This is a genomic window from Pseudomonas ceruminis (assembly GCF_021602025.1).
GTDB lineage: Bacteria > Pseudomonadota > Gammaproteobacteria > Pseudomonadales > Pseudomonadaceae > Aquipseudomonas > Aquipseudomonas ceruminis.
Genome location: NZ_BQHW01000016.1, coordinates 1 through 26,971 on the forward strand (window position 1 = coordinate 1; position 26,971 = coordinate 26,971).

19 protein-coding genes are annotated in these 26,971 nt (G+C 65.3%); 8 read left to right on the top strand and 11 right to left on the bottom strand.

All coding sequences use genetic code 11. The features are described 5' to 3' along the window. From L6D80_RS18025 to L6D80_RS18040, 4 genes are all read left to right on the top strand, one after another. Positions 1 to 721: cyclic di-GMP-binding domain-containing protein, MshE-related (locus L6D80_RS18025; RefSeq protein WP_476748337.1), on the top strand; the 721-nt coding region annotated here is incomplete at its 5' end. Beyond that, complete coding sequence (locus tag L6D80_RS18030) at positions 718 to 3,720, top strand: phage receptor (protein ID WP_182387532.1); 3,003 nt, start codon at positions 718 to 720, stop codon at positions 3,718 to 3,720. The genes L6D80_RS18025 and L6D80_RS18030, both read left to right, overlap by 4 nt. Further along, positions 3,720 to 4,559, top strand: a complete 840-nt coding sequence (locus L6D80_RS18035) for a DUF4434 family protein (RefSeq protein ID WP_176517016.1) — start codon at positions 3,720 to 3,722, stop codon at positions 4,557 to 4,559. The genes L6D80_RS18030 and L6D80_RS18035 overlap by 1 nt, the downstream gene beginning before the upstream one ends. Before the next feature lie 80 nt (positions 4,560 to 4,639). Continuing rightward, a complete protein-coding gene (locus tag L6D80_RS18040; RefSeq protein ID WP_054901454.1) occupies positions 4,640 to 5,731 on the top strand; it encodes a GGDEF domain-containing protein in 1,092 nt (363 codons plus the stop codon). A 13-nt stretch (positions 5,732 to 5,744) separates the two neighbouring features. On the opposite strand, the gene L6D80_RS18045 is transcribed toward L6D80_RS18040, so the two are convergent. Next, on the bottom strand, positions 5,745 to 7,046 hold the full coding sequence (locus L6D80_RS18045) for an ATP-binding protein (protein WP_190977085.1): 1,302 nt from the start codon (positions 7,044 to 7,046) through the stop codon (positions 5,745 to 5,747). A gap of 6 nt (positions 7,047 to 7,052) precedes the next feature. Further along, positions 7,053 to 7,754, bottom strand: a complete 702-nt coding sequence (locus L6D80_RS18050; protein WP_176516628.1) for a response regulator — start codon at positions 7,752 to 7,754, stop codon at positions 7,053 to 7,055. Between the two features lie 169 nt (positions 7,755 to 7,923). On the opposite strand from L6D80_RS18050, the gene L6D80_RS18055 reads away from it, so the two are divergent. The 3 genes from L6D80_RS18055 to mobA all read left to right on the top strand — a co-directional run bounded on the left by L6D80_RS18055 (position 7,924) and on the right by mobA (position 12,870). After that, positions 7,924 to 9,099 carry an efflux RND transporter periplasmic adaptor subunit gene (locus tag L6D80_RS18055; RefSeq protein WP_054901457.1) on the top strand — a complete coding sequence of 392 codons (1,176 nt, stop codon included), beginning with the start codon at positions 7,924 to 7,926 and terminating at the stop codon, positions 9,097 to 9,099. A gap of 11 nt (positions 9,100 to 9,110) precedes the next feature. Continuing rightward, entirely contained in the window at positions 9,111 to 12,233 is a 3,123-nt protein-coding gene (locus L6D80_RS18060; protein ID WP_176516626.1) for an efflux RND transporter permease subunit, read from the top strand. Positions 12,234 to 12,294: 61 nt separating this feature from the next. Then, positions 12,295 to 12,870: a molybdenum cofactor guanylyltransferase MobA gene (gene mobA / locus L6D80_RS18065; protein ID WP_176516624.1), complete on the top strand. Its 576-nt coding sequence runs from the start codon at positions 12,295 to 12,297 to the stop codon at positions 12,868 to 12,870. Positions 12,871 to 12,927: 57 nt separating this feature from the next. On the opposite strand, the gene L6D80_RS18070 is transcribed toward mobA, so the two are convergent. The 5 genes from L6D80_RS18070 to peaA all read right to left on the bottom strand — a co-directional run bounded on the left by L6D80_RS18070 (position 12,928) and on the right by peaA (position 19,246). After that, positions 12,928 to 14,601 (bottom strand): fatty acid CoA ligase family protein, encoded by a 1,674-nt coding sequence (locus L6D80_RS18070; RefSeq protein WP_176516621.1) that lies wholly within the window; start codon positions 14,599 to 14,601, stop codon positions 12,928 to 12,930. A 118-nt stretch (positions 14,602 to 14,719) separates the two neighbouring features. Next, a complete protein-coding gene (gene peaD / locus L6D80_RS18075) occupies positions 14,720 to 15,841 on the bottom strand; it encodes a quinohemoprotein amine dehydrogenase subunit beta (RefSeq protein ID WP_176516620.1) in 1,122 nt (373 codons plus the stop codon). 32 nt (positions 15,842 to 15,873) lie between these two features. After that, positions 15,874 to 16,197: a quinohemoprotein amine dehydrogenase subunit gamma gene (gene qhpC, locus L6D80_RS18080; RefSeq protein WP_054901462.1), complete on the bottom strand. Its 324-nt coding sequence runs from the start codon at positions 16,195 to 16,197 to the stop codon at positions 15,874 to 15,876. A 1-nt stretch (position 16,198) separates the two neighbouring features. Next, complete coding sequence (gene peaB / locus L6D80_RS18085; RefSeq protein WP_176516618.1) at positions 16,199 to 17,629, bottom strand: quinohemoprotein amine dehydrogenase maturation protein; 1,431 nt, start codon at positions 17,627 to 17,629, stop codon at positions 16,199 to 16,201. A gap of 51 nt (positions 17,630 to 17,680) precedes the next feature. Next, positions 17,681 to 19,246 carry a quinohemoprotein amine dehydrogenase subunit alpha gene (peaA, locus tag L6D80_RS18090; RefSeq protein ID WP_176516616.1) on the bottom strand — a complete coding sequence of 522 codons (1,566 nt, stop codon included), beginning with the start codon at positions 19,244 to 19,246 and terminating at the stop codon, positions 17,681 to 17,683. A 463-nt stretch (positions 19,247 to 19,709) separates the two neighbouring features. Between peaA and L6D80_RS18095 the strand changes: the two genes are divergently transcribed. After that, entirely contained in the window at positions 19,710 to 21,203 is a 1,494-nt protein-coding gene (locus L6D80_RS18095) for an aldehyde dehydrogenase family protein (RefSeq protein WP_176516614.1), read from the top strand. Positions 21,204 to 21,339: 136 nt separating this feature from the next. On the opposite strand, the gene qhpG is transcribed toward L6D80_RS18095, so the two are convergent. Genes qhpG through L6D80_RS18115 form a run of 4 tightly spaced genes read right to left on the bottom strand, consistent with a single transcriptional unit; the run spans position 21,340 to position 26,937 of the window. Continuing rightward, entirely contained in the window at positions 21,340 to 22,632 is a 1,293-nt protein-coding gene (gene qhpG / locus L6D80_RS18100) for a flavin-dependent monooxygenase QhpG (protein WP_176516612.1), read from the bottom strand. Further along, a complete protein-coding gene (gene qhpE, locus L6D80_RS18105) occupies positions 22,625 to 23,302 on the bottom strand; it encodes a subtilisin-like serine protease QhpE (protein ID WP_054902970.1) in 678 nt (225 codons plus the stop codon). The genes qhpG and qhpE overlap by 8 nt, the downstream gene beginning before the upstream one ends. Then, positions 23,292 to 25,025, bottom strand: coding sequence for an ABC transporter ATP-binding protein (locus tag L6D80_RS18110; protein ID WP_176516610.1), 1,734 nt, complete (start codon positions 25,023 to 25,025; stop codon positions 23,292 to 23,294). The genes qhpE and L6D80_RS18110 overlap by 11 nt, the downstream gene beginning before the upstream one ends. A gap of 1 nt (position 25,026) precedes the next feature. Next, positions 25,027 to 26,937, bottom strand: a complete 1,911-nt coding sequence (locus tag L6D80_RS18115; RefSeq protein ID WP_176516608.1) for a sigma-54-dependent Fis family transcriptional regulator — start codon at positions 26,935 to 26,937, stop codon at positions 25,027 to 25,029. Positions 26,938 to 26,971: the final 34 nt, after the last annotated feature.

The following is a 26,971-nucleotide window of genomic DNA, read 5'->3' on the forward strand; positions in this document are numbered from 1 at the left end:
CGCCCGCACGCCCCTCGGGCAACGCCTGGTGGAAAAAGGCTACATCACCGAACAGCAGCTCGAGCAGGCCATCACCAGCCCTGTTCGCCGACGCCTGGGCCGCGAACTGCTGCTGCGTGGCTGGCTGACCAGCGAACAGCTGGTGCAGACCCTGGCCGAACAGCTCGACCTGCCATGGGCACCGCTCAACCCATTCAAGCTCGACCCGCAGTTGATCGCCCAGTTACCACGCCGGCTGGCCACCCACTATGGCGTGCTGCCAGTGGCCGAGGACGGCGACGCCCTGGTGCTGGCCAGCGAGAGCCCGGTCAGCCAGGTGTCGCTGGGGGTGATCAGCCGACAGCTCAAGCGCCCGGTGCGCTGTCGTTTGGCGCCACAAGGGCGGGTAACCTTGGGCTTGCGCTATCACTACCCAAGCCCCTGGCAGCAAGAGGAAACCCGGCAGATGCTCGCGGTGCTCGAACGGCACCAGGACAACGCCCAGCTGATCGAACAGGTCAGCACCCACCAGGTCATGCTCGGCACCCTGCTGCAGGTGCGCGGCATGGTTCCGGTGACCTTGTTCAACCAGGCCTTGATCGACTTCGACCCCGAGCAGCAAAGCCTCGGAGCGCATCTGGTCGCCCGGGGCATCATTACTGAACAGGTGTTGCAAGAAGCCCTCGCCGAACAGGCCAGCGAACAGCAGGCCGCCTTTGACCTGACCCGGGAGGTGGCATGAAGCCACGGCTTACCCTGACCTTCGCTGGCCTGCTGCTGTGCACCACCGCCCTGCCCACCCTGGCCGCACCGATGACGGACTTCCAGCGTTTCACCAGTTTCCCGTTCATGGAGCGCGGTTACCGTGAAGCGAAAAAGGACAATTGGGCCGAGGTCGAGCGCCTGACCCGCCATGTACTGGGGCGTGTACCCAACAACAACGAGGCCCGCGCCCTGTTGGTGCAGGCATTGGCCCACCAGCGCCGTTACAAGGAAGCCGAAGCCCTGGCCGAGCAGCTCGGTGATGGCCCCGAATACGCCAACGCACTGCTTGAACTGCGCCTGACCTGGATCGAGCAGGACCCGCCGCCCCCCAGCCAGGTAGAGGCCTGGCTGGACGCTGCCCAGGGCGTGCAACGGGTACGCCTGTGGCAGGCCTACAGCTTGAGCCTGGCCAAGTTTGGCGGTGCCGGCAAAGCGCTGGACTGGCTCAACCATCTGCCGCCGCGTGACGATGGCCCGGTATTGCGCCTGGCACGGGCCAACTTCGCCGAACAACTGCGCAACTGGAAAGAGACCATCGACCAGTTGCAACCACTTGCCGCCCAGGGCCAGTTACCGGCCCAAGACTGGCAGCGCCTGGCCAATGCCTACGTGCAGCAGGTCGATGAAAAGGGCCTGAGCCAATTGCTGCAAAGCGCCCCCTCCGCCGAGGTGGCCAACCAGATGCGGCTGGCCATGGCCAACCGTGCCATCGCCATGGGCCATAACCAGCAGGCGCAGCGGTGGCTGCAAACCCTGCCCGCCGCGCAGTTGCAGCAACCCGAGCTGCGCCAGCAGTTGTGGGAACTGGCCCGTGAAGGCGGCGATGCCCCATTGGTTCGGCGCCTGAGCAACGAACTGCAACGCCCCTGCCTTGAGACGGTCGATTGGCTGTCGCGCCATGACCCGGATGTCGCCCGGGAACAATTCAAGGGCTGCCCCGCCAACACCGACCCACGCGCCTACGCGATACTCAAGCAGCGCCTGTACGGGGACCCCGTGCAACCGCCACAGCCGCGCACGGCCGCCGAATGGGAAAAACGCTACCGTCAGCACGGTGACCTGGCCGCGCTCGAACAGGCCACGTTCCTGTTGGTGCAACACGATCAACGCGAGCGCGCCCGGTCATTGCTGGAACAGGCGTACGATCGCCGCCAGGGGCGCCTGACGCCGTCACTGCTGCAACGCCTGGGGAATATCTACGCACGCAACGAAAGCCCGTTGGACAGCAGGCGGATACTCAGCCTTGTTCCCAGGGTCAATGCCAACACCCGTGCCCAGTTGCTTGGCCGCCTGGCCGAAGCCGGCCAGTGCGATGCTGTACGCCAGGCGATACCGGCAACCCCCGGCGAAGCCGGGCAGTTTCGCGCCCTGGGCCGCTGCGCCATGCCCGAGCAACCCGGTGAAGCCGTGGTCTACTACCAGGCCGCCGAACGCCTGGGCGACCCAGGCAACCGGTTACCGCTGGCCTACGCGCTGGAGGCTGCCGGCGACGCTGAGGCCGCCCTGCCGATCTGGCGCAGCCTGCCAGCCAGCGCCTGGACTGACAATGCCCGCTTGACGGCCGCCGCTGGCGCGCTGAACGCCGGCGACCCACAGGCTGCCCGCCGTTACTGGGACGCCGCCGCGCACCGCAGCGCCGACGATTGGGCCCTGGGGGCCGTGATCGCCCAACGCCAGGGTGACCTGCCCGCGGCCCTGGGTTTCCAGCGTCAGGCCCTGGCGCACAGCCCGCGTGCCGACCATTATTATGCCGCCGCCAGCACTGCCCAGTTGGCCGGCGACAGCGCACAAAGCACCGCTTGGCTGGCCGAGGCAGTGCGCCTTGCGCCCGACCAGCCGCGCTACCGCGCCGACTACGGGATGCGCCTGGCCGGCTCGCCCGACAAGGCCCAGCGCCGCCAGGCGATCCCTTACCTGGAGCGCGCCACCCAGGATTTCCCCGAAGACTACCGCCTGGGCGAAACCCTCGCCTTGCGGTATGACGAGGCCGAAAACAGCGCTGCGGCCCGCCGCGAACTGCGGCGGGTGATCGATGTGGAAGAGCACCTGGTGGACGGCGACGATGAATACGGCAGCCTCGAGGCGCGCAAGTACCGCCAGCGCCGGGCCCACGAGAGCCTGTCGCGGCGCGACACCATCACGCTGGCCAGCACCTGGTCGCCCGCTGGCACCTCGACCAACGACAAGTTCCTCGACAACGGCCAGCGCAGCGGCAGCCGCCGCCGCACGCAGTCGCAAAACGTGCAGTTGGCCATGTGGGACCATGCCTTGGGTGAAGAGCCCAGCCGCAACGGCAGCACCCTGTCGGTCTATGGGCGGGTGCTGTTCGGCGGCCAGAGCCGTACTGACTACGCGCAAAGCATGGGCACCGGCGTTGGCCTGCGCTACAAGCCCTTTGGCCAGGCCAACCTCAACCTGTACGCCGAGCTCTACCATCAACGCCAGATCGATGCCGAGCACTACAGCGGCCTGAGCCTTGGGGAGCTGCTAAGCCCGGCCAAGGTCGGCGGCAACTGGGGAGACTTGCGGCACAACGCCGAGTCGAGCAACGACCTGCTACTGCGCGCAACGGCCTCCTTCCTCGACCAGGGGGCATGGCGCAACGACTGGCGGATCGACGAGGACGACTGGAACGAGCGCTTCCTCTACCTCGACGCTGCGTGGTGGACCCGCGCCGGTGACCACGCTTGGCTGTCACGCTACCAACAAGGCCACACCTGGAAGCTGCCCGGCAGCTCAGCACAGACGGTGATGCCCTATGGCTTGCTCGAGTTCGCGAGCCAGGACCCGAGCAACGACTGGCGCCAGGATGCCCGTGCCGGTGTCGGCGTGCGCTGGCAATGGTGGTTCGACGACGACCGGTACAACGCCTACCGCGGCTCGCTGAAAGTACGCGCCGAGTACCAGCAATCGCTGGGTGGCAACCTCTACCAGCGCGCCAATGGTGTGCTGGTTGGCGCGGAGATGACCTTCTGATGCGTACCTTTCTGGCTATCTGCATGGTTGCGCTGTGCCTGCCGGCGCTGGCCGAGCAGCGCCTGTTCTACCAACCGTTGAACCGCGACGCTGGCGTCACCCCTGCCCAGTGGCAGCAACTGTGGCAGGCGACGGCGGCCCAGGGCGGCACCACCTTGATCGTGCAGTGGAGCGCCTACGGTGACAGCGATTTCGGCGGTGCCCAGGGTTGGTTGGCCAACAGCCTGCGCGAAGCGCGCGCCCAAGGCCTTGAACTGGTGCTAGGGCTGTACATGGACCCCGCCTACTACCAGCGCCTCCAGGCGCTCGACGCGGACGGTTTGAGCAGCTACTGGAAAGCCCAGCTGGGTCGCTCGTTGAGCCACTACCAACAGCTGCGTGAAACCTGGCGACTGCCCGTGGCGGGTTGGTACCTGCCGATGGAGCTGGACGATCTGCACTTTCGTGACGCCTCCCGCCGCGACGCGTTGTACCGCCAGTTGCAGGCATTCAACCGGCAGTTGGACAAACCCCTGCACATCAGTGCCTTCAGCGCAGGCACGCTGGCACCGGGCGTCAATGGCGCGTGGCTGGATCAGCTTGCCGGGCTGGGTTTGACGGTCTGGTGGCAGGACGGAGCCGGTACCGGGCGGCTGCCGCCCTTGGTGCGCCAGGCCTATGAGCACGCCTTGCCGTGCCGGGTAGGCGTGGTGCGCGAGGCGTTTCGCCAGGTCAGTGCACCGGGCCAGCCCTTTCACGCCGAGCCGGCGGCGCCGCAGCTTGCGGGCGGATGCCATGCCGAGGCGGTGTTCGACGTGCGCTATCGACCGTGGGCCCAAGGCGTGCTGCCGCAGCAGTGAGCCTGTTCGTACCGACTCTTTCGCTGGCTTGCCAGCAACAGCGCCAGTGTTGACAATGCAGTCCTCACAGGAGCCCCCGGATGTTCAAGACCATCGAGGAGTACGTCCGCCAGCAGGTCGCACCCGCGGCCCTGCGTGCCGAATTTCGTCAACACGAATTCGATAACTCCCGGCGCTTTTGCCAGCTGATTTTCTGTATCAGCGTCGCCGTCTGGCTCGTCTTCGATATCATCGTCAGCTACCTGGGCGGCCAGGGCTTCACTTGGTTATCGGGGGTGTTCATGGCCCTGATGGGCACCCTCACCGTCGTCCTGGGCTTCACCCGCAACAGCCACCACTTCGACGTGCTCAACCTGCTGTTCATTGCCGTCATCACCCTGGCCATAAGGCTGGTCATTGACGGCATCCCGATCGCCCTGCGTCCCGTATGGCTGGTGCTGGGGACCTCCACCGTGCTCTACAGCGTCTCGGTGCTACCTGTACGACGCTGGTCGTTTTTCTGCGCCATGGTCGTCACGTGGGCTGTCCTCAACCCCTTTTACGGCACCAACATCGACCTGGACGACCTGGAAGCTGCCATGTTGCTGAGTTATGCCGTGTTTCTCAGCGGCCTGGTGATCTACAGCTACCTGCGCCTGCGCCAGGCCAAGCTGCATAACTTCTACATGTCCAAGGTGCTGCTCGAACAGGCTTATGTCGACGTGCTGACCGACATCCCCAACCGCCGCTCGTTCATGGCCAAGGCCGAGCGCCAGCTGCGGCAATCGCCCGCCGGGCAGTACCTGGCGATGATCGACATCGACAACTTCAAGCAGGTCAACGACCGGTTTGGCCATGACATCGGCGACGAAGTGCTCAAGCGCGTGGCCGCGCATATCAAGGCGTCGATGGGGACGTACGAGTTCGCCCGGCTGGGCGGCGAGGAGTTCGTGATCTTCTTCCAGGGGTTGGACCAGGACGCGGCCGAGCGGCAGGTCAGCGCCTTGTGCGAACGGGTGCGTGACGACCAGGGCCCGCACCCGGTGACGATCAGTATCGGGCTGGCACGGGTGGACAACGGCGATAGCCTGACCACGGCACTGGTGCGAGCTGACCAGGCACTGTACGAGGCCAAGCACAGCGGCAAGGATCGCTTCGTGCTGTGGACGGCCAGGCTGGCTGAAAGCAGCTAGCAGGCAACGCCCGCTAGCCACCGGCAGGCAAGCGGATCCTGAACTGCGCGCCCCCCAAGGCCGACTGCGCCACGGTCAGTGTGCCACCCTGCCCCTCGATCGCCCTGCGGCTGATGGCCAGGCCTAGGCCGAAACCGCCGGTATTGCGGTCACGGCTGCGGTCTAGGCGGTAGAACGGCTGGAAGATACGCTCGCGCTCCTCCACCGGAATGCCGATTCCGTCATCCTCGACCGTCAACAGGCAGGCACCGTCCGGCTCAAGACGCAAGCGCAGTAGCAGGCTCTCATCGCAATAACGCATGGCGTTGCGCACCAGGTTCTGCACCGCCCGCGCCGTCAGCCGCGGGTCAAGCACGAAGCGTGGCAGCTTGCCCACGGCGCGCACCTCCCACGCGATGCCGCGGGCGTCCAGCTCTTCGGCAAAGCCACCCAGCACGCTGTCCACCAGCTCCAGCAACGACACCTCGACCCGCTCACGGGCCTGGTCGGCGTTGTACAGCCGGCTGTACGACAGCAGCTCAAGCACCAGATCGTCCAGCTCCCGAACATGCCCGACCAGTTCCAGCAAGCGCTTGCGGCTGGCCGCCGGTACTTCGTCGAACAGCAGCACCAGGCCGAAATCCAGCCGGGTAAGCGGGGTACGCAGTTCATGGGACACTGCATTGAGCAGTTCGCGCTGCTGATTGACGTGGCGCTCCAGGTCGCTGGCCATGGTGTCGAACACACCAGCCAGCTCACCGATGTTCGAATGCGGCGAGATATGGGTGCGCTCGGCCATCTGCCCCTGGCCCAGGCGCCTGGCGGTTTCCTTGAGCCGCTCCAGGTCACGCCAGTGCGGCCATACCCACAACAGCAGGCAGCCCAGCATCGCGGCACCGATCAGCACGGTCACCCCCCAGGACAGCACATTGATATCCAGTGGGTCCGGTGGCGAATGCAGGCTCACCAGCCAGTCCTTGTCCAGCGGCGCCAGCACGGTTTCGTAATAGCCCCAGTCGCCGATGCGCACCGTGTACAGGCCATGCTCCAGGCGCGCCTGTTCATCCACGTTCAACCCGGCCTGGTCCTTGCGCAACAGGCTGACCTGCAACGGCGCGAACACCCGCGCCAGGTCCTGCTCCACGGCGGGCCACTGCTCGCGCGGGGCCTGGCGGAACTGGCGCACGATCAGCGACTGCACACCCTTGGCCTGGTCGAGGTTGTAGGCCACGAAGCGGTCATGGAACAACCCGACGATGGCGTCCGGGATCAACAGCAGAGCACCGGCATAGGCGACGATGATCACCAGGTACAGGCGCACCAGAATCTTCAGCATGTGCCCTCAGCACTCCCACTCGACGCGGCTCAGCAGGTAGCCTTTGCCCCACACCGTCTTGATCTTGCGCGCTTCGCCGGCGCTGTCATCGAACTTGCGGCGCAGCTTGGAAATGGCCACGTCTACCGAGCGGTCGGTGCCGTTGAACTCGATCCCCCGCAACTGCTGCAGGATGCGGTCGCGGCTGAGCACGACACCGGCATTGCGGGCCAGCACCACCAGCAGGTTGTACTCACCGCTCGACAGTTCCACTTCTTCGCCCCGCCAGCTGACCACGCGCTCGGCCAGGTCGATGCGCAAACCGCCGATCTGGATCTGCTCGCTGTCCAGGTGCGGCTCGTTGACGCTGCTGCGACGTAACAAGGTGCGCACGCGCGCCAGCAGAACGCGTGGCTCGCAGGGTTTGGTCACGTAGTCGTCGGCGCCCAGTTCCAGGCCCAGGACCTGGTCATGGCTATCGTCGCGGGCCGTCAGCATCAGGATCGGCAGGCAATGTGACTGCTGGCGCAGCAGGCGGCACACCTGCAGGCCGTCGATGCCGGGCAGCATCAGGTCGAGGATCACCAGGTCGGGTTTTTCCAGGCGCACGGCGTCGAGCACATGGTCGCCGCGGGCGATCACCCGCACATGGAAGTCGTTGCGTTGCAGGTAACTGGCGATCAGTTCGGACAGGGCACTGTCGTCTTCGACCAGGAGAATATTCGGCATAGGGACTTGGGATGGCGATTAGGGAAGGCTTGACTGGCAGTCAGAATATAGAATCCGCCATGGCGACAGGGTCATTCTTCACACTTTTTCACACACACTTTACAGGTATTAACAGGCAGGCAGGCAGCGGCTGCTTTAGCATACGCCGGGTCATCATCGGAAGATCCGTATGCCTATTACCGTCCCCCATCGCCTGCGCCCCGTGGCGCTAACGGCGTTTCTGGCCCTGAGCGTGGCCGGCTGCAACGACACTGCCGAGCAGAGCGACCAGCAACCCAAGCCCCAGGTGCGGGTGGAAACGCTGCAACTCCAACCCCTGGCCATCAGCACCGAACTGAGCGGGCGCATTCTTGCCCCGCGCACTGCCGAAGTCCGGGCCCGGGTGGCCGGCGTGGTGCTCAAACGGGTGTACCGTGAGGGCAGCGACGTCAAGCAAGGCGACGTCCTGTTCCTGATCGACCCGGCACCGTTCAAGGCTGACCACGACAGTGCCCGCGCCACCCTGGCCAAGGCTCAGGCCAACCTGTACCAGGCCCGCCTCCAGGAACAGCGTTATCGTCAGCTGGTCGACGACAAGGCGGTCAGCCGCCAGGAGTACGACAATGCCCGGGCTGCGTTCCTCCAGGCCGATGCCGTAGTGGCTGAAGCCAAGGCCACGCTCGAGCGGGCGCGCTTGAACCTGGGTTATGCCACGGTCACCGCGCCGATCTCCGGGCGCATCGGCCGTGCCCTGGTCACCGAAGGTGCGCTGGTGGGGCAGAACGAGACCACGCCGCTGGCGACCATTCAGCAGCTTAACCCGATCCATGCCGACGTGACCCAGTCGACCCGCGAGCTCAACACCTTGCGCCGCGCATTGCGTGCCGGCGAGCTGCAACAGGCAGGCAATGGCGAAGCACGCGCCACGCTGATCCAGGATGACGGCAGTGCTTACCCGCTGCCTGGCAAGCTGCTGTTCTCTGACATCAGCGTCGACCCGAGCACCAACCAGATCACCCTGCGCAGCGAGTTCCCCAACCCCGACCTCGACCTGCTGCCCGGCAGCTATGTGCGAGTGCGCCTGGAGCAGGCGGTGCAACCCAAAGGCATCAGCGTGCCGCAGCGCGCAATCCTGCGTGACAGCGCCGGGGTGCCGAAGGTACTGGTGGTCGATGCCCAGGCGCGCGTGAGCGAACGCCCGGTTGTGCTCGGCAACGCCCAGGGCGACCGCTGGATCGTCAGCGAAGGCCTGGCCCCTGGCGAGCGCGTGGTCATCGAAGGTCTGCAACACGTCAAGGCGGGCGACCAGGTCCAGGTCGACGCCAGCCCGGGCAGCCAGCCCATCGCCCAGCACAACGGCCAGTGAGGGCCTGACCCATGCCGCAGTTCTTCATCGACCGCCCGGTGTTCGCCTGGGTGGTCGCCCTGTTCATCCTGCTGGCCGGTGCACTGGCCATTCCGCAACTGCCGGTTGCCCAGTACCCCAACGTGGCGCCGCCGCAGGTGGAAATCTATGCCGTGTACCCGGGCGCCTCGGCGGCCACCATGGACGAGAGCGTGGTGAGCCTGATCGAGCAGGAGCTCAACGGCGCCGATAACCTGCTGTACTTTGAGTCGCAAAGCAGCCTGGGCAGCGCCACCATCACTGCCACCTTCGAGCCAGGTACCCACCCGGACCTTGCCCAGGTCGATGTGCAGAACCGCCTCAAGGTGGTCGAGTCGCGGCTGCCGCGGCCGGTGACCCAGCAAGGCCTGCAAGTGGAAAAAGTGTCCACCGGCTTCCTGCTGCTCGGCACCCTCACCTCCGAAGACGGCAGCCTGGATGAAACCGCGCTGTCCGACATCCTTGCCCGTAACGTGATGAACGAAATCCGTCGCCTCAAAGGCGTCGGCAAGGCCCAGATGTATGGCTCCGAACGTGCCATGCGGATCTGGATCGACCCCGCCAGGCTGATTGGCTTCAACCTCACACCCAACGACGTGGCCGATGCCATTGCCGGGCAGAACGCCCAGGTCGCCCCTGGCAGCATCGGTGACCTGCCGGCCCGCGGTACCCAGGAGATCACCGCCAACGTGGTGGTCAAGGGCCAGTTGAGCACCCCCGAAGAGTTTGCCGCCATTGTCCTGCGGGCCAACCCGGACGGTTCGACGGTCACCATCGGCGACGTTGCCCGGGTGGAAATCGGCGCGCAGGAATACCAGTACGGCACTCGCCTGAACGGCAAACCGAGCAGCGCCTTCAGCGTGCAGCTGGCGCCCGGCGCCAACGCCCTGCAAACTGCCACCTTGGTACGGGCGAAGATGCAGGAACTGTCGCGCTACTTCCCCGAAGGGGTCAAGTACGACATCCCGTATGACACGTCACCCTTCGTCAAGGTCTCGATCCAGCAGGTCATCAGTACCCTGTTCGAAGCCATGCTCCTGGTGTTTGCGGTGATGTTCCTGTTCCTGCAGAACCTGCGCTACACGCTGATCCCCACCCTGGTGGTGCCGGTGGCGCTGTTGGGCACCTTCGCCGTGATGCTGGCACTGGGGTTCTCGGTCAACGTGCTGACCCTGTTCGGCATGGTCCTGGCCATCGGCATTCTGGTCGACGATGCCATCGTCGTGGTGGAAAACGTCGAGCGGATCATGGCCGAGGAAGGTTTGCCGCCCAAGGAGGCCACCCGCAAGGCCATGGGCCAGATCAGCGGCGCCATCGTCGGCATCACCCTGGTGCTGGTGGCGGTGTTCCTGCCGATGGCGTTCATGAAAGGCTCGGTCGGGGTGATCTACCAGCAGTTTTCGGTGTCGATGGCCGTGTCGATCCTGTTCTCGGCCTTCCTGGCCCTGAGCCTGACCCCGGCCCTGTGCGCCACCCTGCTCAAGCCGCTGGCCAAGGGCGAGCAGCACCAGCGCAAGGGCTTCTTCGGCTGGTTCAACCGACGCTTCGAGGCCATGACCGACGGTTACCAGCGCTGGGTAGTCCAGGCGCTCAAGCGCAGTGGGCGCTACCTGCTGGTGTACGGCGTGCTGCTGGCGGTGCTCGGCTATGGCTTCAGCCAATTGCCCACGGCGTTTCTCCCCACCGAGGACCAGGGCTACACCATCACCGACATCCAATTGCCACCGGGTGCCAGCCGCATGCGTACCGAACAGGTCGCGGCGCAGATCGAGGCGCACAATGGCCAGGAACCGGGCGTGGGCAACACCACCGTAATCCTGGGCTTCAGCTTCTCCGGCAGCGGGCAGAACGCGGCACTGGCCTTTACCACGCTCAAGGACTGGTCCGAGCGCGGCGCCGACGACAGCGCCCAGTCGATCGCCGACCGGGCGAGCGCGGCGTTCGCCCAGCTCAAGGATGCGGTGGCCTTTTCCGTGCTGCCACCCCCGGTCGACGGCCTGGGCGAGTCGACCGGTTTCGAGTTCAGGCTGCAGGATCGAGGTGGCATGGGCCACACCGCACTGATGGCAGCCCGTGACGAGCTGTTGGCTGGCGCGCGCAAGAGCAAGGTGCTGGTCAACGTGCGCGAGGCGTCGCTGGCCGAAAGCCCGCAGGTGCAACTGGAAATCGACCGCCGCCAGGCCAATGCCCTGGGTATCTCGTTTGCCGACATCGGCGCCGTCCTGGACACTGCCGTGGGCTCCAACTACGTCAACGACTTCCCCAACCAAGGCCGCATGCAGCGGGTGGTGGTGCAGGCCGAAGGCGACCAGCGCAGCCAGGTCGAGGACCTGCTGAAAATCCACGTGCGCAACAGCAGCGGCAAGATGGTGCCACTGGGTGCTTTCGTCCAGGCCAAGTGGGTCAGCGGTCCGGTGCAACTGACCCGCTACAACGGTTACCCGGCCGTGTCGATCTCCGGCGAGCCGGCAGCCGGCTACAGCTCGGGCGAGGCCATGGCCGAGGTCGAGCGCCTGGTCGCGCAATTGCCGGCCGGCGCCGGCCTGGAATGGACGGGCCTGTCGCTGCAGGAGCGCTTGTCCGGTAGCCAGGCGCCCTTGCTGATGGCGCTGTCGCTGCTGGTGGTGTTCCTGTGCCTGGCGGCCCTGTACGAAAGCTGGTCCATCCCCACCGCCGTGCTACTGGTGGTGCCACTCGGCGTGCTGGGTGCGGTGCTGGCGGTGACCCTGCGCGGCATGCCCAACGACGTGTTCTTCAAGGTCGGTCTGATTACCTTGATCGGCCTGTCGGCGAAAAACGCAATCCTGATCATCGAGTTCGCCAAGAGCCTGGTGGACCAAGGCGTGGATGCCGTCGACGCGGCCGTGCAGGCAGCCCGCCTGCGCCTGCGGCCGATCGTGATGACGTCGCTGGCGTTCATCCTCGGCGTGGTGCCGCTGGCCATCGCCACCGGCGCCAGTTCGGCGAGCCAGCAGGCCATCGGCACCGGGGTGATAGGCGGCATGCTCAGCGCAACCCTGGCGCTGGTGTTCGTGCCGGTGTTCTTCGTGGTGGTGATGCGCCTGGCTGAGCGTAAAAAGACCCGGGCCGATCAGGTGGAATCAACCGGCGCCTGACTGGACAGCAACGGGGTTGAATGAGAGGGTTCCGGGTATCGACTGCCCGGAACCCTTTTTCATGACCACTCCCCTGCCCCCCTGCTCCATCCTCATCCTCGCCGGCGGCCGCGGCCAGCGCATGGGCGGCCGTGACAAAGGGCTTGTCCAATGGCGTGGCGAGCCCCTGGTGGCGCATGTGCAGCGGGTAGCGCGGGCGCTTAGCGATGATGTGGTGATCTCCTGCAACCGCAACCAGGACCGTTATTGCGCCTTTGCCGATCATCTGGTGGCCGATGCGGAGGCAGACTTCCCGGGGCCGCTGGCCGGGGTGATCGCCGGGCTGGCGGCGGCGCGGCATCAATGGGTGGTGCTGCTGGCCTGTGACGCGCCGCTGATCGATCAACGGTTGATCGAGGATCTGCTGCGCTTGGCGGTGGCCCACGACAGTGCCGCGATGGTGCGCCAGGCGGGATATTGGCAGCCAATGTTCAGTGTGCTGCCACGCCGAGTGCTGCCGGTGCTGCAGCAGGCCTGGGCAGCGGGAGAGCGGAGCCTGCAGAAGGCCCTGCTGCTTGAAGCGGTGCAGGGGCTGGCGTGTGCCGAAGACGACCCGCGATTGAGTAACTTCAACAGCCCGGACTTGCTGCAGGACTAGACGCCCAACGGTTTTCACCGACCACGCCGCGGATTTGGCCGCGAGGTGGCCGGTGCCTTAACCCGCAGACAGTTCCTCGACACTGATTTCCCGCATCCTGAATTTCTGCACCTTGCCGGTGACCGTCATTGGGAATTCATCGACAAAGCGAAAATACCGGGGCACTTTGAAGTGCGCGATCCGCGCTTTCGCCCACTCGCGCAGTTCATCCTCGCTCGCCGCATGGCCCGGATGCAGCCGCACCCAGGCGACGATCTCTTCACCATATCGGCTGCATGGCACGCCGATCACCTGCACATCGGCCACGGCCGGGTGCGTGAAGAAGAATTCCTCCAGCTCACGCGGGTAGATGTTCTCGCCGCCGCGGATGATCATGTCCTTGCTGCGCCCGACGATACGCACGTAGCCCTGCTCATCCATCACCGCCAGGTCACCGGTGTGCATCCAGCCGTCCTCGTCGATGCTTTCGGCGGTGGCCTTGGGATTGTTCCAGTAGCCCAGCATCACGCTGTAGCCACGGGTGCACAGTTCGCCTATCTCACCCCGCGGCACAGTGTTACCGTCGGCATCGATCACCTTGCTCTGCAACCTGGGCTGGGTGCGACCAACGCTGGTCACGCGGCGTTCAAGGTCGTCGTTTGCACCGGTCTGCAACGACACAGGGCTGGTTTCAGTCATGCCATAGGCAATCTGCACCTCGGCCATGTGCATTTCGTCGATCACCCGGCGCATGACCTCGATCGGGCAGGTGGCGCCCGCCATGATGCCCGTACGCAGGCTCGACAGGTCGAAGTCAGCGCGTTGCGGATGGTCCAGCTCGGCGATGAACATGGTCGGTACGCCGTACAGCGCGGTAGCCTGTTCTTCGGCGACCGCTCGTAGTGTGGCCAACGGGTCGAAGGCATCGTTAGGGTAGATCAGGGTGCTGCCGTGGGTCATGCAGCCCAGGTTGGCCATGACCATGCCAAAGCAGTGGTACAGCGGCACTGGCACCACGAGGCGGTCGTGCTCGGTCAGGCCCAGGCTTTCACCGACCATATAGCCGTTGTTGAGGATGTTGCTGTGGCTGAGCGTGGCCCCTTTGGGGAAGCCAGTGGTACCGGAGGTGTACTGGATATTGATGGGGTCGCCAGGCTGCAGCTGCGCCTGGCGCTCGGCCAGGGCTTGCGCCGTTACCGGGTTCCCGCAGGCCTGCAGGTCATGCCAGGCGAGAAAACCCGGGGGCGGCGTGCTGGCAAGGCTCACCACCCCACGCAGTTCTGGGAAACGCTCACAGCGCAACGCCCCGGGCTGCCCGTTGGCCAACCCGGGGATCAGCTCCAGCAACATGGCATGGTAGTCGGAGGTCTTGAACGCGTCGGCGCAGATCACCCAGCGGCACCCAGACTGACCGAGGGCATAATCCAGCTCGCTGGAGCGGTAGGCGGGGTTGATGTTGACCAGGATCGCGCCGACCTTGGCACTGGCGAACTGGGTGATGCACCATTGGGCGCAGTTGGGTGCCCAGATGCCGAGGCGGTCACCGGCTTGCACCCCCAAGGCCATGAGGGCGCGCGCATGCTGATCGACTGCCTCGGCCAGTTGCCGCCAGGTGTAGCGCAAGGCCTGGTGGCGGACCACCAGGGCTTCGCGGTCGGGGAAGCGGGCGACAGTGGCGTCGAATGCATCGCCGATGCATTGAGTGAGCAGGGCTTTGTCCTGGTTGCCCTGGGTGTAGCTGGGCTCGGTCATGGGCGCTCCCATTGTTGTTCTTGTAGTGGTTTCACCAACCCTTTCGCGGGACTAGCCCCACAGGCCTCGCACAACGCCCTGTGAGCGCAAACCTGCCCCGCGAAGCGGGCAACTTCGATTACCTGACAAACACCTGCGGCGTAGTGGTCGACATATCCCCACCCGGCAACTTGATGTTCTTCACTTTTTCCAGCGTCTCAGGGTCGAACACCGCCAAATCATTGAAGGTGCCACCCAGGTACAATTTGTCGCCCTTCTTGTCGAAGGTCACGCAGTAGTAAGTGTGCTCAAGGTTAGCCGCCTTGATCAGCTTGCGCTGCTTGATGTCATAGCGCGCCAGGCGGTTGAGCACGCCATAGATCTGGTTCGGATCCTTTGGCGAGCGCAGGCCGGTGAAATACAGCTCGGTCAGGTCGGCGAACTCCTGGGTGTGGGCCTTACCGGTCTTGAGGTCTATGCTCAGGTAGCCGTACAGCAGCTCGGCCGTGTCGGGGTTCTGCTGCTCGTCCTTGAACTTGGCAACGGTGTAGAGCATCGAAAATTCATGCCGCGGGTTCTGGTGCGGCCAGAAGTACAGTACGTCCGGAGCGCTGTAACCTTTGCGGTTCCAGGTGCGCAGCGGCAACGCCACCTCGTACTTGCCGGTGTTCACGTCCATCTTGTAGATATCCGGCCCTGCCACGAACAGGCTGCCGTCGTCGGCGGTACGCATCAGGTACACCTGGCGCGGCATGGGGAAGGTCCGCACCGGCTTGGCGCCGACACCGTCGGCAGTGCGGAACACTTCAAGGCGCGGCGGCTTGACCACGTAATGGTCGTTCAGCCGCTGGCTGGGGTTGACGGTGGCATAGACCTCTTTGCCATCGGGACTGATGGCGAACGAGTACATCGACTTGCCGACTTCGCCGGGCACGCTCGACAGGTTGGCGTGGAACGTGGTTTTGCAGGTGTCCAGGTCAATGCCGTAGATGTCAGCGTAATGGTTGTTGAGCACGTAGGCCGTGCGGTTGTCCGGCGCCATCATCGCGGTGCCCGGGCCGAACGCGTCGGGCAGGTGGCAGCTCTTGTACACCGTATCGCTGGCGACATCGACCACATGCAGATTGTTCGGGTAGTTGGTAGCGATCAGGTATTCCTTGCCAGCCTTCAGGGCAGGCCCGGTGTCATCGGCCTGTACCGCCCAGGTGCAGGCCGTAGCGGCAACGGTGAGCGCGAGCTGCGCGCAGAGTCCAGGTTTCATGCGGTTTCCCCTTGTCATTCTTGTTGGGCCGGTCACTTGTCTTTCGGGAACACGGTGCCGAGGTTGCGCCAATCGTCCTGCGAATTGGTCGCCTGGGCGTTCCAGTCCTGATAGGTGCTCATCATGTCCGGCACCTGTGCCGGCCACCAGCAAGGGTCGGAGCAGCCGTACAAGTCCGCCTCCATTGGCTGGCACAGCGAGCTCACGCCACCAAAGGCGTCGACTTCCCAGCCCGGGTCGGTCGTGGCGGTACAGCCGGCCACCGCACTCATGGCCATGACTTCTTCGACGCGGTCTTGGGCGGCAGCCTGCTCGAGGATGCGCGCCTTGTTGTTCAGGGGCTTCAAGTGCTTCATGTCAGTGCGCCTTCCGCGGGGTAATGTAGCGGTCGATGAAGGCCGGGTTGGCGGCCATGATGCGGCTGTAGACCTCGATGCCGAAGTCGACCCAATCACGCATCAGTTCGCAATAGTGGTACGTCGGGTGCTGCGGGTCGCCATAGCGTGCGTAGCTTTCGTGGTAGCAGCCACCAGAGCACAGGTTGCGGATGCGGCAGCTGTCGCAACCGGTGTTGCTACGGTCCAGGCGTTGCGACAGGAAGTCGTTGAGCTGCGCCTGTTTGACGCCCTGGTGCACGTTGCCGAACGTCGGCAGGCTGGAGCCGGTAAAGCGGTGGCACAGGTTCAGCTCGCCCTTGTGGTCCACGGCCAGCATCTTCAACCCGGCGCCGCAAGGCAGGGCCTTCTTGTGGCCCTCGTGGATGTCGGTGATCAACTGGTGCAGGTTGGAGAAGCCGATGTTGCGGTGCTCCAGCGCCGCCTCCAGATAGCGGCGGCCCAGGGCTTTCATGTTGGCAAACACCGCGACCAGCTCGTCTGCGGTGAGGTTGAAATCAGCCATATCACCCGAGGTGACCGGGGCGAAGCCCACCTCGGCGAAACCCATCTCGTTGAACAGGTGGTGCCAGATGGTTTCGACATCGGTAATACCGCGGGTCAAGGTCACCCGCGCACCGACCGGGCGGCTGGTGTAACGCGACAGCAGCATGTCGGCCTTGCGCCGAACCACGTCATAGGTGCCCTGCCCGCCCACGGTGATACGGTTGCGGTCGTGGACTGTCTTGGGCCCGTCGATGCTTACCGACACACCGAAGCGGTGGGCATTGAGCCAGTCGACAATCTCTTCGGTGAGCAGCGTGGCGTTGGTGGTCATGATGAACTCCACCTGCTTGCCTGCGTCGGCAAAGCGCCGCTCGCAGTAGGCCACCATGTGCTCGATCAGCGCCCGGTTGGACAGCGGCTCGCCCCCGAAGAACACGACGCTGTAGCGTTGTTCGTCGGGAGACTCCTTGAGCAGCATGTCCACCGAGGCCTCGGCAGTGGCGGTGCTCATTTTCTTGCCGGCGGACGGTTTGTCCAGGTCTTCCTTGTAGCAATAAGTGCAACTTAAGTTGCAGCCGGTATTGACGTTGAGCACCACGGTATTGAGCGCCGTACGCTCGACTTGCTTGAGGGCGATCTCCGGGGTCAGCGGCGAGCCGTCGCTGACCAGCTCCAGCGCGATCAGTTCGCGCAGGGTGTCCTGGATATCGTCGCCGGCGAACTGTTGGCCGAGCTGCTGCATCAGCGCCTCGGCGGAGCAGCTCTGCTGGCGCAGGGTGTCGATGATGCCACCGGTCACCGCATCGGCGGTGAACAATGAACTGCTGGGGATATGGAACAGCATGCGGTCAGCATCGACCTGCACTTCGTGCAGGTTGCGCTCGACCAGGTTCAGTAGTGCGCCCATGGCGGCCTCCCGATAATCGATCCGTTGATAAATGCGTCTGGTAACCCGCCCTTATGGCAAAGGCGGGTTGTTCCAGCGCTGGACGGTGACGATCAAGTGGCCCTCGCCGATGTGGCCGCCGTCAGCCAGGGTGGCGATGACTTTCAGGTTGCCAGCGTTGTTGGTCATCATCTTGCGCGCAGGGTTGGGGCCGGCACCGCCTGGAACGAACACGCCGTCAGCCTGCATCTGCCCGGCAAACCTTACGTCTTCGTCGTCAGCGGCGCGTTCATTGAACGGCTCGACCTTCCACGTCGCGGGCAGGTAGCCAATACGCAGCGGCTGCCCGCTGGCGTCCTTGCCCCAGGCTTCGGCTTCGAAGCGGCCCTGGACCTTCGGTACCGAGGCGCCGTTCTCGCCAATACGGGCGATGGAAAACGCCGGTACCACCTTCACCTCCTCGACCTTGTCGTAGACTGCGAGGGTGGCACCGTTCAGCGCACCTACCGCCACGTCACGCTGGCCAGGCGTGGCATCTGCCGCCGCCCGTGCCTTGACCCGCATCAGGGTCGGCGTCTGCTCCAGCACCTGCACCACCTCGACGCCGGCACCCAGGTTGGGCTTGCCACTCAGGTCGCTGCCTACCAGGGTAATCTCGCTTTCGCCACCGACCTTGATGAAGGCAGGCTGCACAGCCAACAGCCGTGGCGTGCCGGCTTTCACCGCGGTGAAGTCCAGCCCGCGCTCATCGTGCTCAGCCTCGAACATGCGGCCTTTCATCTCGCCATCGAGGGCGGCAAAGACCTGGCGTAGGTTGGCCTCGCCAACCTTGACGTTGCCGCGCCATTCATAGCCGTTGTAAAGGATGGCCGAGCCGGTGCCGTTGAACGGCGTACCATCGGCGTAGGCGCCTTTGACTTCGACCTTGAAGGTGTCGCCCTGGTCCGGGCTGACCGTCATCACCCCGCGCACGTCGCCCTTGGCAAGCATGTGGCCACTGAAGGCCCACTGCCCTGGCAATGCATCGGCGGTGGGCCGGGCCTTCTGCCAATCGGCCCAGGCCGGGCTTTCCAGCGGGAAGCGCTTGGCCAGGTCTGGCACCACCTGCTTGAGGGCAATGTCCAGCCAGTCACGATCGCGCGCTTGGGCCTGGTACTCCAGCGAGGGCCACTGGCTGAGGTGGAAGTTGACCAGGTGCTCCCATTCCTGGGCCGGGCGGCGCTGCAGCGCGACGCGCGCTGCGGAGTGGCAGCGGCCACAGGTTTCGCTGAGCTGGGTATCGAAGTGTTCGACGGTATTGAGCCGGCGTTCCATGGCATAGCGCACGCCATCGGTTTCACTTGGCGCCAGGCCTTGCTTGTCGGCCAGGTACTTGACCAAGGTACGGCGGTCGTCATCACTGATTTGCAGGCCGTGCATGACTTGCATGCGCGCGATGCTCATCAGCCAGCCTTCGGGCGTCTTGCGCTGGTGGCTGATACGGCTGTAGGTATCGTTGCCCTCGGGGATATGGCACCCCATGCACTTGTTCTGCAACAGGGCCGGGCCCTGCTCGGCCGCCATGGCCTGGGTGCCCAGCAGTGCGGCGGCGAGGAGTGCCAGCTTGCCCGCATGCCGCCGGAGTCGAGTCGTCTTCAAGGTCAGACCTCCACGGTTGTTGTTCTTATGGTTTTTCGCACGCTTTGGTACAGTAGGTGTGCATGTGACGGTTGTGATACAGAAACTGTGCCACCTGGTTGAAAGTCTTTTTATTTCAGCCTGTTAGTGAATTTGTCGGGGCGTTCAGACGCCACCTGGCTTGAGGTGGACCGTGCCATTTCGCGACAGAGTGTTTCATGTTGAGACAGGCCCCTCGCTGCAACGTCGGCGCATGAGTACTGCGCTGCACACCGGTGGGAACCAGCTTGCCGGCGACAGGACCGGCCAAGCACTGTTGCAACCACCGTCTCACACCGTCTCAATGTGCAACAGCGCACTGACGAAAGCATGGCTTTGCACACGGGCAAAACCTAGCAACATCAACACGTTGTACCCCCTTTACAACGTTGGCACGAGCATTGCGCCTAGGCCCGTCACACCCCATGACAAGAGGCAACGCCCCATGCTTTCCGACCTGCCCATCCTGCCCTCCACCCGCGCCTTTCTCGAACGCAAGCTGAAGATGCGCATCGGCGCCGACTGGCAGGACGCCGCCAGCGGCCGCACGTTGTCATTTCGCAACCCGGCCACCGGCGAAGTGCTGGGCGAAGTACCCGCCGCCGAGCAGGCAGACGTCGACCGGGCCGTACGCGCCGCCCGCCAGGCCTTCGACGATTCGCCCTGGAGCCGCCTGCGCCCGCGTGAGCGGCAGAACCTGCTATGGCGCCTGGCCGACCTGATGGAGCGCGACGCGCAACAACTGGCCGAATTGGAATGCCTGAACAACGGTAAAAGCGCCGCGGTGGCCAAGGTCATGGACGTGCAACTGGCCATCGACTTCTTGCGCTACATGGCGGGCTGGGCCACCAAGATCGAGGGTAGCACCGTCGAACCGTCGATGCCGTTGATGCCCAACGACCAGTTCCACGGTTTTGTGCGCCGCGAGGCAGTGGGCGTGGTCGGTGCCATCGTCGCCTGGAATTTCCCGTTGTTGCTGGCCTGCTGGAAGCTCGGCCCGGCCTTGGCCACCGGCTGCACCGTGGTGCTCAAACCCGCAGATGAAACCCCGCTGACGGCACTCAAACTCGCCGAACTGGTGGACGAGGCAGGCTACCCGGCCGGCGTGCTCAACGTCATTACCGGCACCGGCCTCAACGCCGGTGCCGCCCTCAGCCGCCACCCCGGCGTGGACAAGTTGACGTTCACCGGCTCGACCGAGGTTGGCAAGCTGATCGGCAAGGCGGCCATGGACAACATGACCCGCGTCACCCTGGAGCTCGGTGGCAAGTCGCCAACGATCGTCATGCCCGACGCCAACCTGCAGGAAGCCGCCGCCGGCGCCGCCACAGCAATCTTCTTCAACCAGGGCCAGGTGTGCTGCGCGGGCTCGCGCCTGTACGTGCACCGCAAGCACTTCGACAATGTCGTGGCGGACATCGCCGGTATCGCCAATGGCATGAAGCTCGGCAGCGGCCTGGACCCGGCCGTGCAGATGGGCCCGCTGATTTCGGCCAAGCAGCAGGACCGCGTTACCGGCTACATCGAGCTGGGCCGCGAGCTGGGTGCGACCATTGCCTGCGGTGGTGAAGGCTTTGGCCCGGGTTACTTCGTCAAGCCAACGGTGATCGTCGATGTCGACCAGCGTCACCGTCTGGTGCAGGAAGAAATCTTCGGGCCGGTGCTGGTGGCGATGCCGTTCGATGACCTGGACGAGGTGATCGGCATGGCCAACGACAACCCCTATGGCCTGGGCGCAAGCATCTGGTCCAACGATCTTGCCGCGGTGCACCGGATGATCCCGCGCATCAAGTCAGGTTCGGTGTGGGTCAACTGCCACAGTGCGCTGGACCCGGCGCTGCCGTTCGGCGGCTACAAGATGTCCGGTGTCGGCCGCGAGATGGGCGCGGCGGCGATCGAGCATTACACCGAGCTCAAGTCGGTGTTGATCAAGCTGTGATCCTTCCTCTGCCCTGGACCCTGCGTGGGTAGCGCCGCCCCCACAGGGTGAAATGCCCCCAGCCGCTGGACTGCCCATCCAGCGCTGGGGGTGCTGCGGGCCTGCGCCCCGGGGCAAGTCGCGCTCACGGCGGATATCAGGCGTACCCCTGCCCTGCCAACCATCGTCGCAACATCATCCTCTGCTCTTGCGGCTGATTGCCCATGACCTCGTCCAGTGCCTGCCCTGCCAACAAGGCGCGCACCACCGGCGCCAGTGCCACGCCCTGCAGATGCCAGATTCCCAATGGCTGGTCCGCCGTCACCACCACCTCGGCCTCATCCACCCAGCCATCGCGCAGCACCGGCCGCCGCGCCACGGCGACCGATGGCCAGTTCGCTGCCAGGTGCAGTGGCTGCTTGTCTGGCCAGCCCACGCGACGTGCCCAGAATGGCTGCCCGGAACGCGCCTGCTCCTGGGCATAGAAATCCCGGCCCATGCGGGCGAAACGCAAGAACAGCTGCTCGACCCGCTGTTGATGGAACTGCCTGGCCAGGCTCGCGCGCGCCGGCCGGCGCAGCAAGGTATTGACCACCACAGGCGCCTGCAGCGCCGACGACAGCGACTGGAAAATCCCGTTCCCCGACAGGGGGTCGACCGCCATCGCCGCATCCCCTACCCGTATCCAGTCATCCCCCACGCATTCGCCGGCCAGAATCGCCGTACTGCTGCGCGCATGCACCTGCGCAGGTTCCAGGGCCCGTGCCGTGAACAAGGCTGCCACCAGCGCCGACTCGCTTCGCCGCGCCGCGCAGTAGTCAGGGAGGGCGGCCTTGCCCGGCAACCCTTCGGCATTCAGGGTGATCTGCCAGTAGCAGCGTCCGTCGGCCAACCTGGCCATCCACGCCCAGCCATCGTCCAGGCTTTGCACCGCCGAAGCCGGTGCGCCAGGCTCAGCCTGCCAGAGGTTGAGCAGGCTGACCGTCTCTGGCCCCCGCAAGCGGTCAGCGGCCAACGGTGCCTGGCGTCCCCGTGCCTCGACCAGGAAGTCGGCCTGAAGGTGCCGCCCGTCATCCAGGCGCACCTGATGGCCGCTAGCGCGCAGCACCTCACGGACGCGCCCCTCGACCACTGCTACCCCTGCCCGGGCGAGGTCATCACGCAAGGCGCGATCAAAGCGCTGGCGGTCGAGCAGGTACTCGCGATTCATGTGCAACTGCTCGCCACTCCAGTGCACCTGGCGGGTTGCGGGCATGGCAGCTTCGCTCAAGGCGCGCCCCAGGCCGGCATGGCGCAAGCCTTCCAGCACTCGCTGCGAAACCCCTTCCACCGCTGCGAACCGGCGCCAGTCTGAGACCACGGTGACCGGGTACCCCAGCCGCCGCAGGCCTATCGCCGTGGCAGCACCGGCCGGTCCGGCACCCAACACCAGAATGCGTGGCTCAGGCATCCCGCACGCCCCGCCGCTCAGGGCCGACGAACGCCGCATGAGCTTGCAGCCAGGCCAGCACCTGCTCTCGGCCAAGACCAGGCTGTTGCTGCAACAGGGCAGCGATTCGTCCAGTCATCGCGGCGCAGCCCAGGCTGGCCCCGGCCATGCTGCGCTCGCCAACATAGCCGCCGAAGTCGGCCTGGGCGCTGTTGAGCCACGACCATTGCCCCGGTGCGCAGCGGGCATCGCCGGTCATGCGGACGACACCTGGGTACGCCGCCGGGTAGACCGGCGCACCCTGTGCGGGGCTCGAGGCGCACAACAGCACGCCCGCCGCCTGAACCTCGGCACAGGCCTGGCGCAACACCGGCCGATCCTGGTGCAGCCCCAGGCTGAGATTGACCAGTGTGGCGCCCTGCTCCGCCAGCCATAGCAAGGCGCCGGCCACCTGCAAGGCGCTGGTGCTCGCCTGGCCGGTGAACACCTGGGCCAACAGCAGCGGCACCTGGCCCGCCTGCTCTTGCAGGCACGCCACCACGGCACTGCCATGGCCCAGGCGGTCAGGCTCCGGCTTGCCGTCGTGCAGTAAGCCATCAGCGAGCCAGAAGCGTCGCGCTGCAGCGAGCGCGTGGGCCTGCGCGGGCGAGCAGCCACTGTCGATCACCCCGACCCGCACATCATTGCCCATGCCCGATGACCTCCTGCGGCAGCACACACAGCTGGCCGCCTTGCAGATGCAAGTGCAGGTCGGCATCGGCCAAGGTTGACGCGCGATGGCTGATCAGGATGCGCGTGCGCCCGGCAAACAACTGGTCGATGGCGGCGATCACCTCGCGTTCGGTCGCTTCGTCCACGGCCGAGGTGGCCTCGTCCAGCACCAGGATCGACGGGGCCTGAAGCACGGCACGGGCGATGGCGATGCGTTGTTTCTGGCCACCGGAGAGCTGCTGGCCGCGCTCACCGAGCATGCTGTCCAGGCCCAGCGGCAGGCTTTCTACCAGCGGCTCCAGATGTGCCAGGCGCACCACCTGCTCCAGTGCATCTCGGCTGGCGTGGGGGGCGCCATACGCCAGGTTCTGCGCCAGGGTGCCCCGCAATAGCACGATGTCCTGGCTGACCACCGCGATGCGCTGGCGCAGGGCTGCCAGGTCGAGTTCACGCAGGTCTGCACCGTCCAGCAGAATGCGCCCGGCATCTGGGTCATAGAAGCGCTGCAACAGGTCGATCAAGGTCGACTTGCCGACGCCGGACGCACCGCTGATGGCGACCTTGAGGCCCCCTGGCACGCACACGTGGACATCCGCCAGCACCGCGCCCTGTCGCCCGTCATGGGCAAAGTGCACGCCTTCAAGGCGCAGCTCACCAGGGCCTTGCGGCATGGGGCGGGGCGTCTGCGCTTCGCACACAGCCACTGCCTCCTGCTTCAGTTCCATCACCCGACCCAGGCTCACCGCCATGCGCTGCACCGCCACATAGAGGCCCAACAGGCTCTGCACCGGGCCAACGGCCATGCCCATGTAAGTGGAAAACGCAATCAACGCCCCCAGTTGCCAGGTGCCCTGGATGACCCACCAACCGCCCACCAGGAACGCGCAGGCACGGCACCAGGAGGTGAGCGTACCGGGGATCGCCTGGGTGAAGAACTCGGTGACCTGCACCTTGAGCAACTGGCGCATATAGCCTTGGCCGAGCTGGTCCAGGCGCCCAGCCTCGCGGTCCTGCTGGCCCACCGCCTGGATGAACTTCATTGCCGGCAGCGTCTCGACCAGAAACGATGACACGTCCGCCGAGCGCTCCCGCAGGTTGCGCACCTCGCGCTCGACCTTGCGCCGCATCCAGCGCAGCCACAGCACTTCAAGCGGGATCAGCAACGCCAGCAGCAGCGACAACTGCCAGGACAACATCAACATCAACGCCACCGCGCCCACCAGGCCGATCACCGCTGACACTGCCGAGAACAGCGAATCCACGGCAAAGCGCTGTATTTCGGCGACATCGCCATCGAGCCTGGACAGAATGTCGCCGGTGCGCCGACGCGCGTAAAACGTCGGCGACAGCCGTTGCAGGTGCCGATACAGATCGTCGCGCAGGGCAAACAGGATGCGCCCCGACAGCCGCGTGTGGAGGAAGCGGTTGACGCCAGCCAGCACCGTGCCGAGCAGGCCGGCAACGATCATGATCGCCGCCATGTGCCATAGCATCTGGTAGTTCTTGGCCAGCAGGCCTTCGTCGATCAGCGTTTTGACCAACCAGGGTTGCGCCAGGGCCAGCAACGAGGCGCCCAGGGACAACCCCAGCAACACGCCGATGGCGCGCCGCTGCGGACGTACGAAACCATACAGCCAGGTCAGGGCCTGGCGCATGAGCACGGGGTCGCTGGATTCCACCAGCCTGGCGAACAAGCCGCCCATGTCAGCCGCGCAACTGTTTGAGCTTGCGATACAACGTCGCCCGGCTGATGCCCAGGGCCTCGGCGGCGGCCGAAACGTTGCCCTGATGGCGCGCCAGGGCGCCGCGGATCAGCTCCAGTTCGTTGTCCTTCAAACTGCCAGAGGGCGAAGTCCCGCCAGCCAGTTCATCCAGCAGGCAATCGGTGAGGTGCTCCAAGGTCAGCAGTGGCTCACCGTCTTCACGCATGGCCAGGGCGGTACGCACGACCATTTCCAGCTGGCGGATATTGCCCGGCCAGTCAAAACCTTCGAGCAGTGCGGTCAGCGCCGGGTCCAGGCCCACGCCCTTGGCACCGGCCTTGTCCAGCAAGCCGTCGATGATCGCAGCCAGGTCGTCGCGCTCGCGCAGTGCCGGCAGCCGCAGCGATACACCGTTGACCCGGTAATACAGGTCCTCGCGAAAGTGCTGCTCGTGCACCAGGCGCTTGAGGTCGCGGTGGGTAGCGCAGATCAGCGCCACGTCGATTTCCTGCTCGTCGGCCGCGCCCAGCGGGGCCACACGGCGCTCCTGTAATACGCGCAGCAACCGCGCCTGCAGGGCCAGTGGCATATCGCCGATCTCATCAAGGAACAGCGTGCCGCCGTGGGCCTGCATCAGCCGCCCGACCATCCCGCCACGGCGCGAACCGGTGAAAGCGCCCTCGCGATAACCGAACAGCTCCGACTCGATCAGGCCCTCAGGGATGGCCGCGCAGTTCACCGCGACAAAGGGCTTGTCGGCGCGGCGGCTGGCGTGGTGCAGGGCACGCGCCACCACTTCCTTGCCGGTGCCGGTCTCCCCCAGCAGCAGCACGGGCAGGCCATTGCCCAACCCTTGGCGGGCCATGCGCAGGTTGCGCGCCAGACGCGGATCACCGCCGGCCAGGGCGTCCAACGCGGGTGAAGGGTTGCTCAACGTCGGCTTGCCGGGCGCCACGCTGCCGTTCAGGCGACCATGACGCGGCAACTGCAGGGCACGGCAGAAAAACTCACCCTTGGCGGTCGGCACGCTGCTCACACCGCCCTGCCACAGCCGTGCGATGAAGGCCGACGAACGCTCCCCCAGCAAGTCGCTGCTGCGCCGCCCAACCAACGCTTCGCGCGGTACTTGCAGCAACTGGCAGGCGTTATCGTTGGCAGCCCTCACTTCACCGTCCAGGCTCAGCGCCAGCAGGCCGTGCCAGGCGCTGTTGAGGTATTGCGGGCGGCTGTGGAAGGCCAGCACCAGCAACTGCGAATGGTGCAGGCCAAACAGCCGGCTTTCGATATTGCCAGCGGCGAGCATCAACATCGACAGGCTGTCCTGTGGCTGGGCCATGACCCCTTCGCGGGTGATGTCGAGCACCCCGATCACCTGGCCATGGGGGTCACGCAACGGCACCGAGGTGCAGGAGAACGGGCTGAGTCGGTCCAGGTAATGCTCACCGCAGTTGATCAACGTCGGTCGCCCTTCCACCACCGCGGTGCCGATGGCGTTGGTACCGCGCAACGATTCGCTCCAGCAACTACCGGGGTGCAGGTCGCGCAGGCCTTCACGGTTGAGCACGTGCTTCTGCCCTTCGATGGCCAGCACGTTGGCGTGCGCGTCGCCCAGGATGATGATGCCGGCCTTGCCCTGGCGGGCAACCAGGTAGTCCAGTTCGGGGGTGACGGCATCTACCAGCAATCGGTTCTGTTCGAGCAATGCGCGCAGGTCGTGGCCTTGCTGCAGGCCCAGGCCGACCTGCTCGCCCTGCAGGCAATCCAGCCCATGGCCAAGGCTGCGCCGCCACGAGGCATCGATTTCTTCGCGCAGCATGCCCAGCGGCAGCTCACCTTCGTTGGCCAGCCTGAGACGGGCCTGGCGGGATTCGTATAACGGGTCTTGGGCGTTTGTTATTGGTTGTCGCGCCATTTTCTGCTCCAGCTGTGCCACCTCACGGTAGTGG

Excerpts from the sequence above, each read along its gene's own strand:
- qhpG (WP_176516612.1), bottom strand. The coding sequence starts at position 22,632 with ATGCCTGAGCCACGCATTCTGGTGTTGGGTGCCGGACCGGCCGGTGCT.
- L6D80_RS18070 (WP_176516621.1), bottom strand. The coding sequence starts at position 14,601 with ATGACCGAGCCCAGCTACACCCAGGGCAACCAGGACAAAGCCCTGCTC.
- L6D80_RS18060 (WP_176516626.1), top strand. The coding sequence starts at position 9,111 with ATGCCGCAGTTCTTCATCGACCGCCCGGTGTTCGCCTGGGTGGTCGCC.
- L6D80_RS18095 (WP_176516614.1), top strand. The coding sequence starts at position 19,710 with ATGCTTTCCGACCTGCCCATCCTGCCCTCCACCCGCGCCTTTCTCGAA.
- peaB (WP_176516618.1), bottom strand. The coding sequence starts at position 17,629 with ATGGGCGCACTACTGAACCTGGTCGAGCGCAACCTGCACGAAGTGCAG.
- L6D80_RS18040 (WP_054901454.1), top strand. The coding sequence starts at position 4,640 with ATGTTCAAGACCATCGAGGAGTACGTCCGCCAGCAGGTCGCACCCGCG.
- peaD (WP_176516620.1), bottom strand. The coding sequence starts at position 15,841 with ATGAAACCTGGACTCTGCGCGCAGCTCGCGCTCACCGTTGCCGCTACG.
- mobA (WP_176516624.1), top strand. The coding sequence starts at position 12,295 with ATGACCACTCCCCTGCCCCCCTGCTCCATCCTCATCCTCGCCGGCGGC.
- L6D80_RS18045 (WP_190977085.1), bottom strand. The coding sequence starts at position 7,046 with ATGCTGAAGATTCTGGTGCGCCTGTACCTGGTGATCATCGTCGCCTAT.
- L6D80_RS18050 (WP_176516628.1), bottom strand. The coding sequence starts at position 7,754 with ATGCCGAATATTCTCCTGGTCGAAGACGACAGTGCCCTGTCCGAACTG.
- L6D80_RS18030 (WP_182387532.1), top strand. The coding sequence starts at position 718 with ATGAAGCCACGGCTTACCCTGACCTTCGCTGGCCTGCTGCTGTGCACC.
- L6D80_RS18055 (WP_054901457.1), top strand. The coding sequence starts at position 7,924 with ATGCCTATTACCGTCCCCCATCGCCTGCGCCCCGTGGCGCTAACGGCG.
- L6D80_RS18035 (WP_176517016.1), top strand. The coding sequence starts at position 3,720 with ATGCGTACCTTTCTGGCTATCTGCATGGTTGCGCTGTGCCTGCCGGCG.
- L6D80_RS18110 (WP_176516610.1), bottom strand. The coding sequence starts at position 25,025 with ATGGGCGGCTTGTTCGCCAGGCTGGTGGAATCCAGCGACCCCGTGCTC.
- L6D80_RS18115 (WP_176516608.1), bottom strand. The coding sequence starts at position 26,937 with ATGGCGCGACAACCAATAACAAACGCCCAAGACCCGTTATACGAATCC.
- qhpC (WP_054901462.1), bottom strand. The coding sequence starts at position 16,197 with ATGAAGCACTTGAAGCCCCTGAACAACAAGGCGCGCATCCTCGAGCAG.
- qhpE (WP_054902970.1), bottom strand. The coding sequence starts at position 23,302 with ATGGGCAATGATGTGCGGGTCGGGGTGATCGACAGTGGCTGCTCGCCC.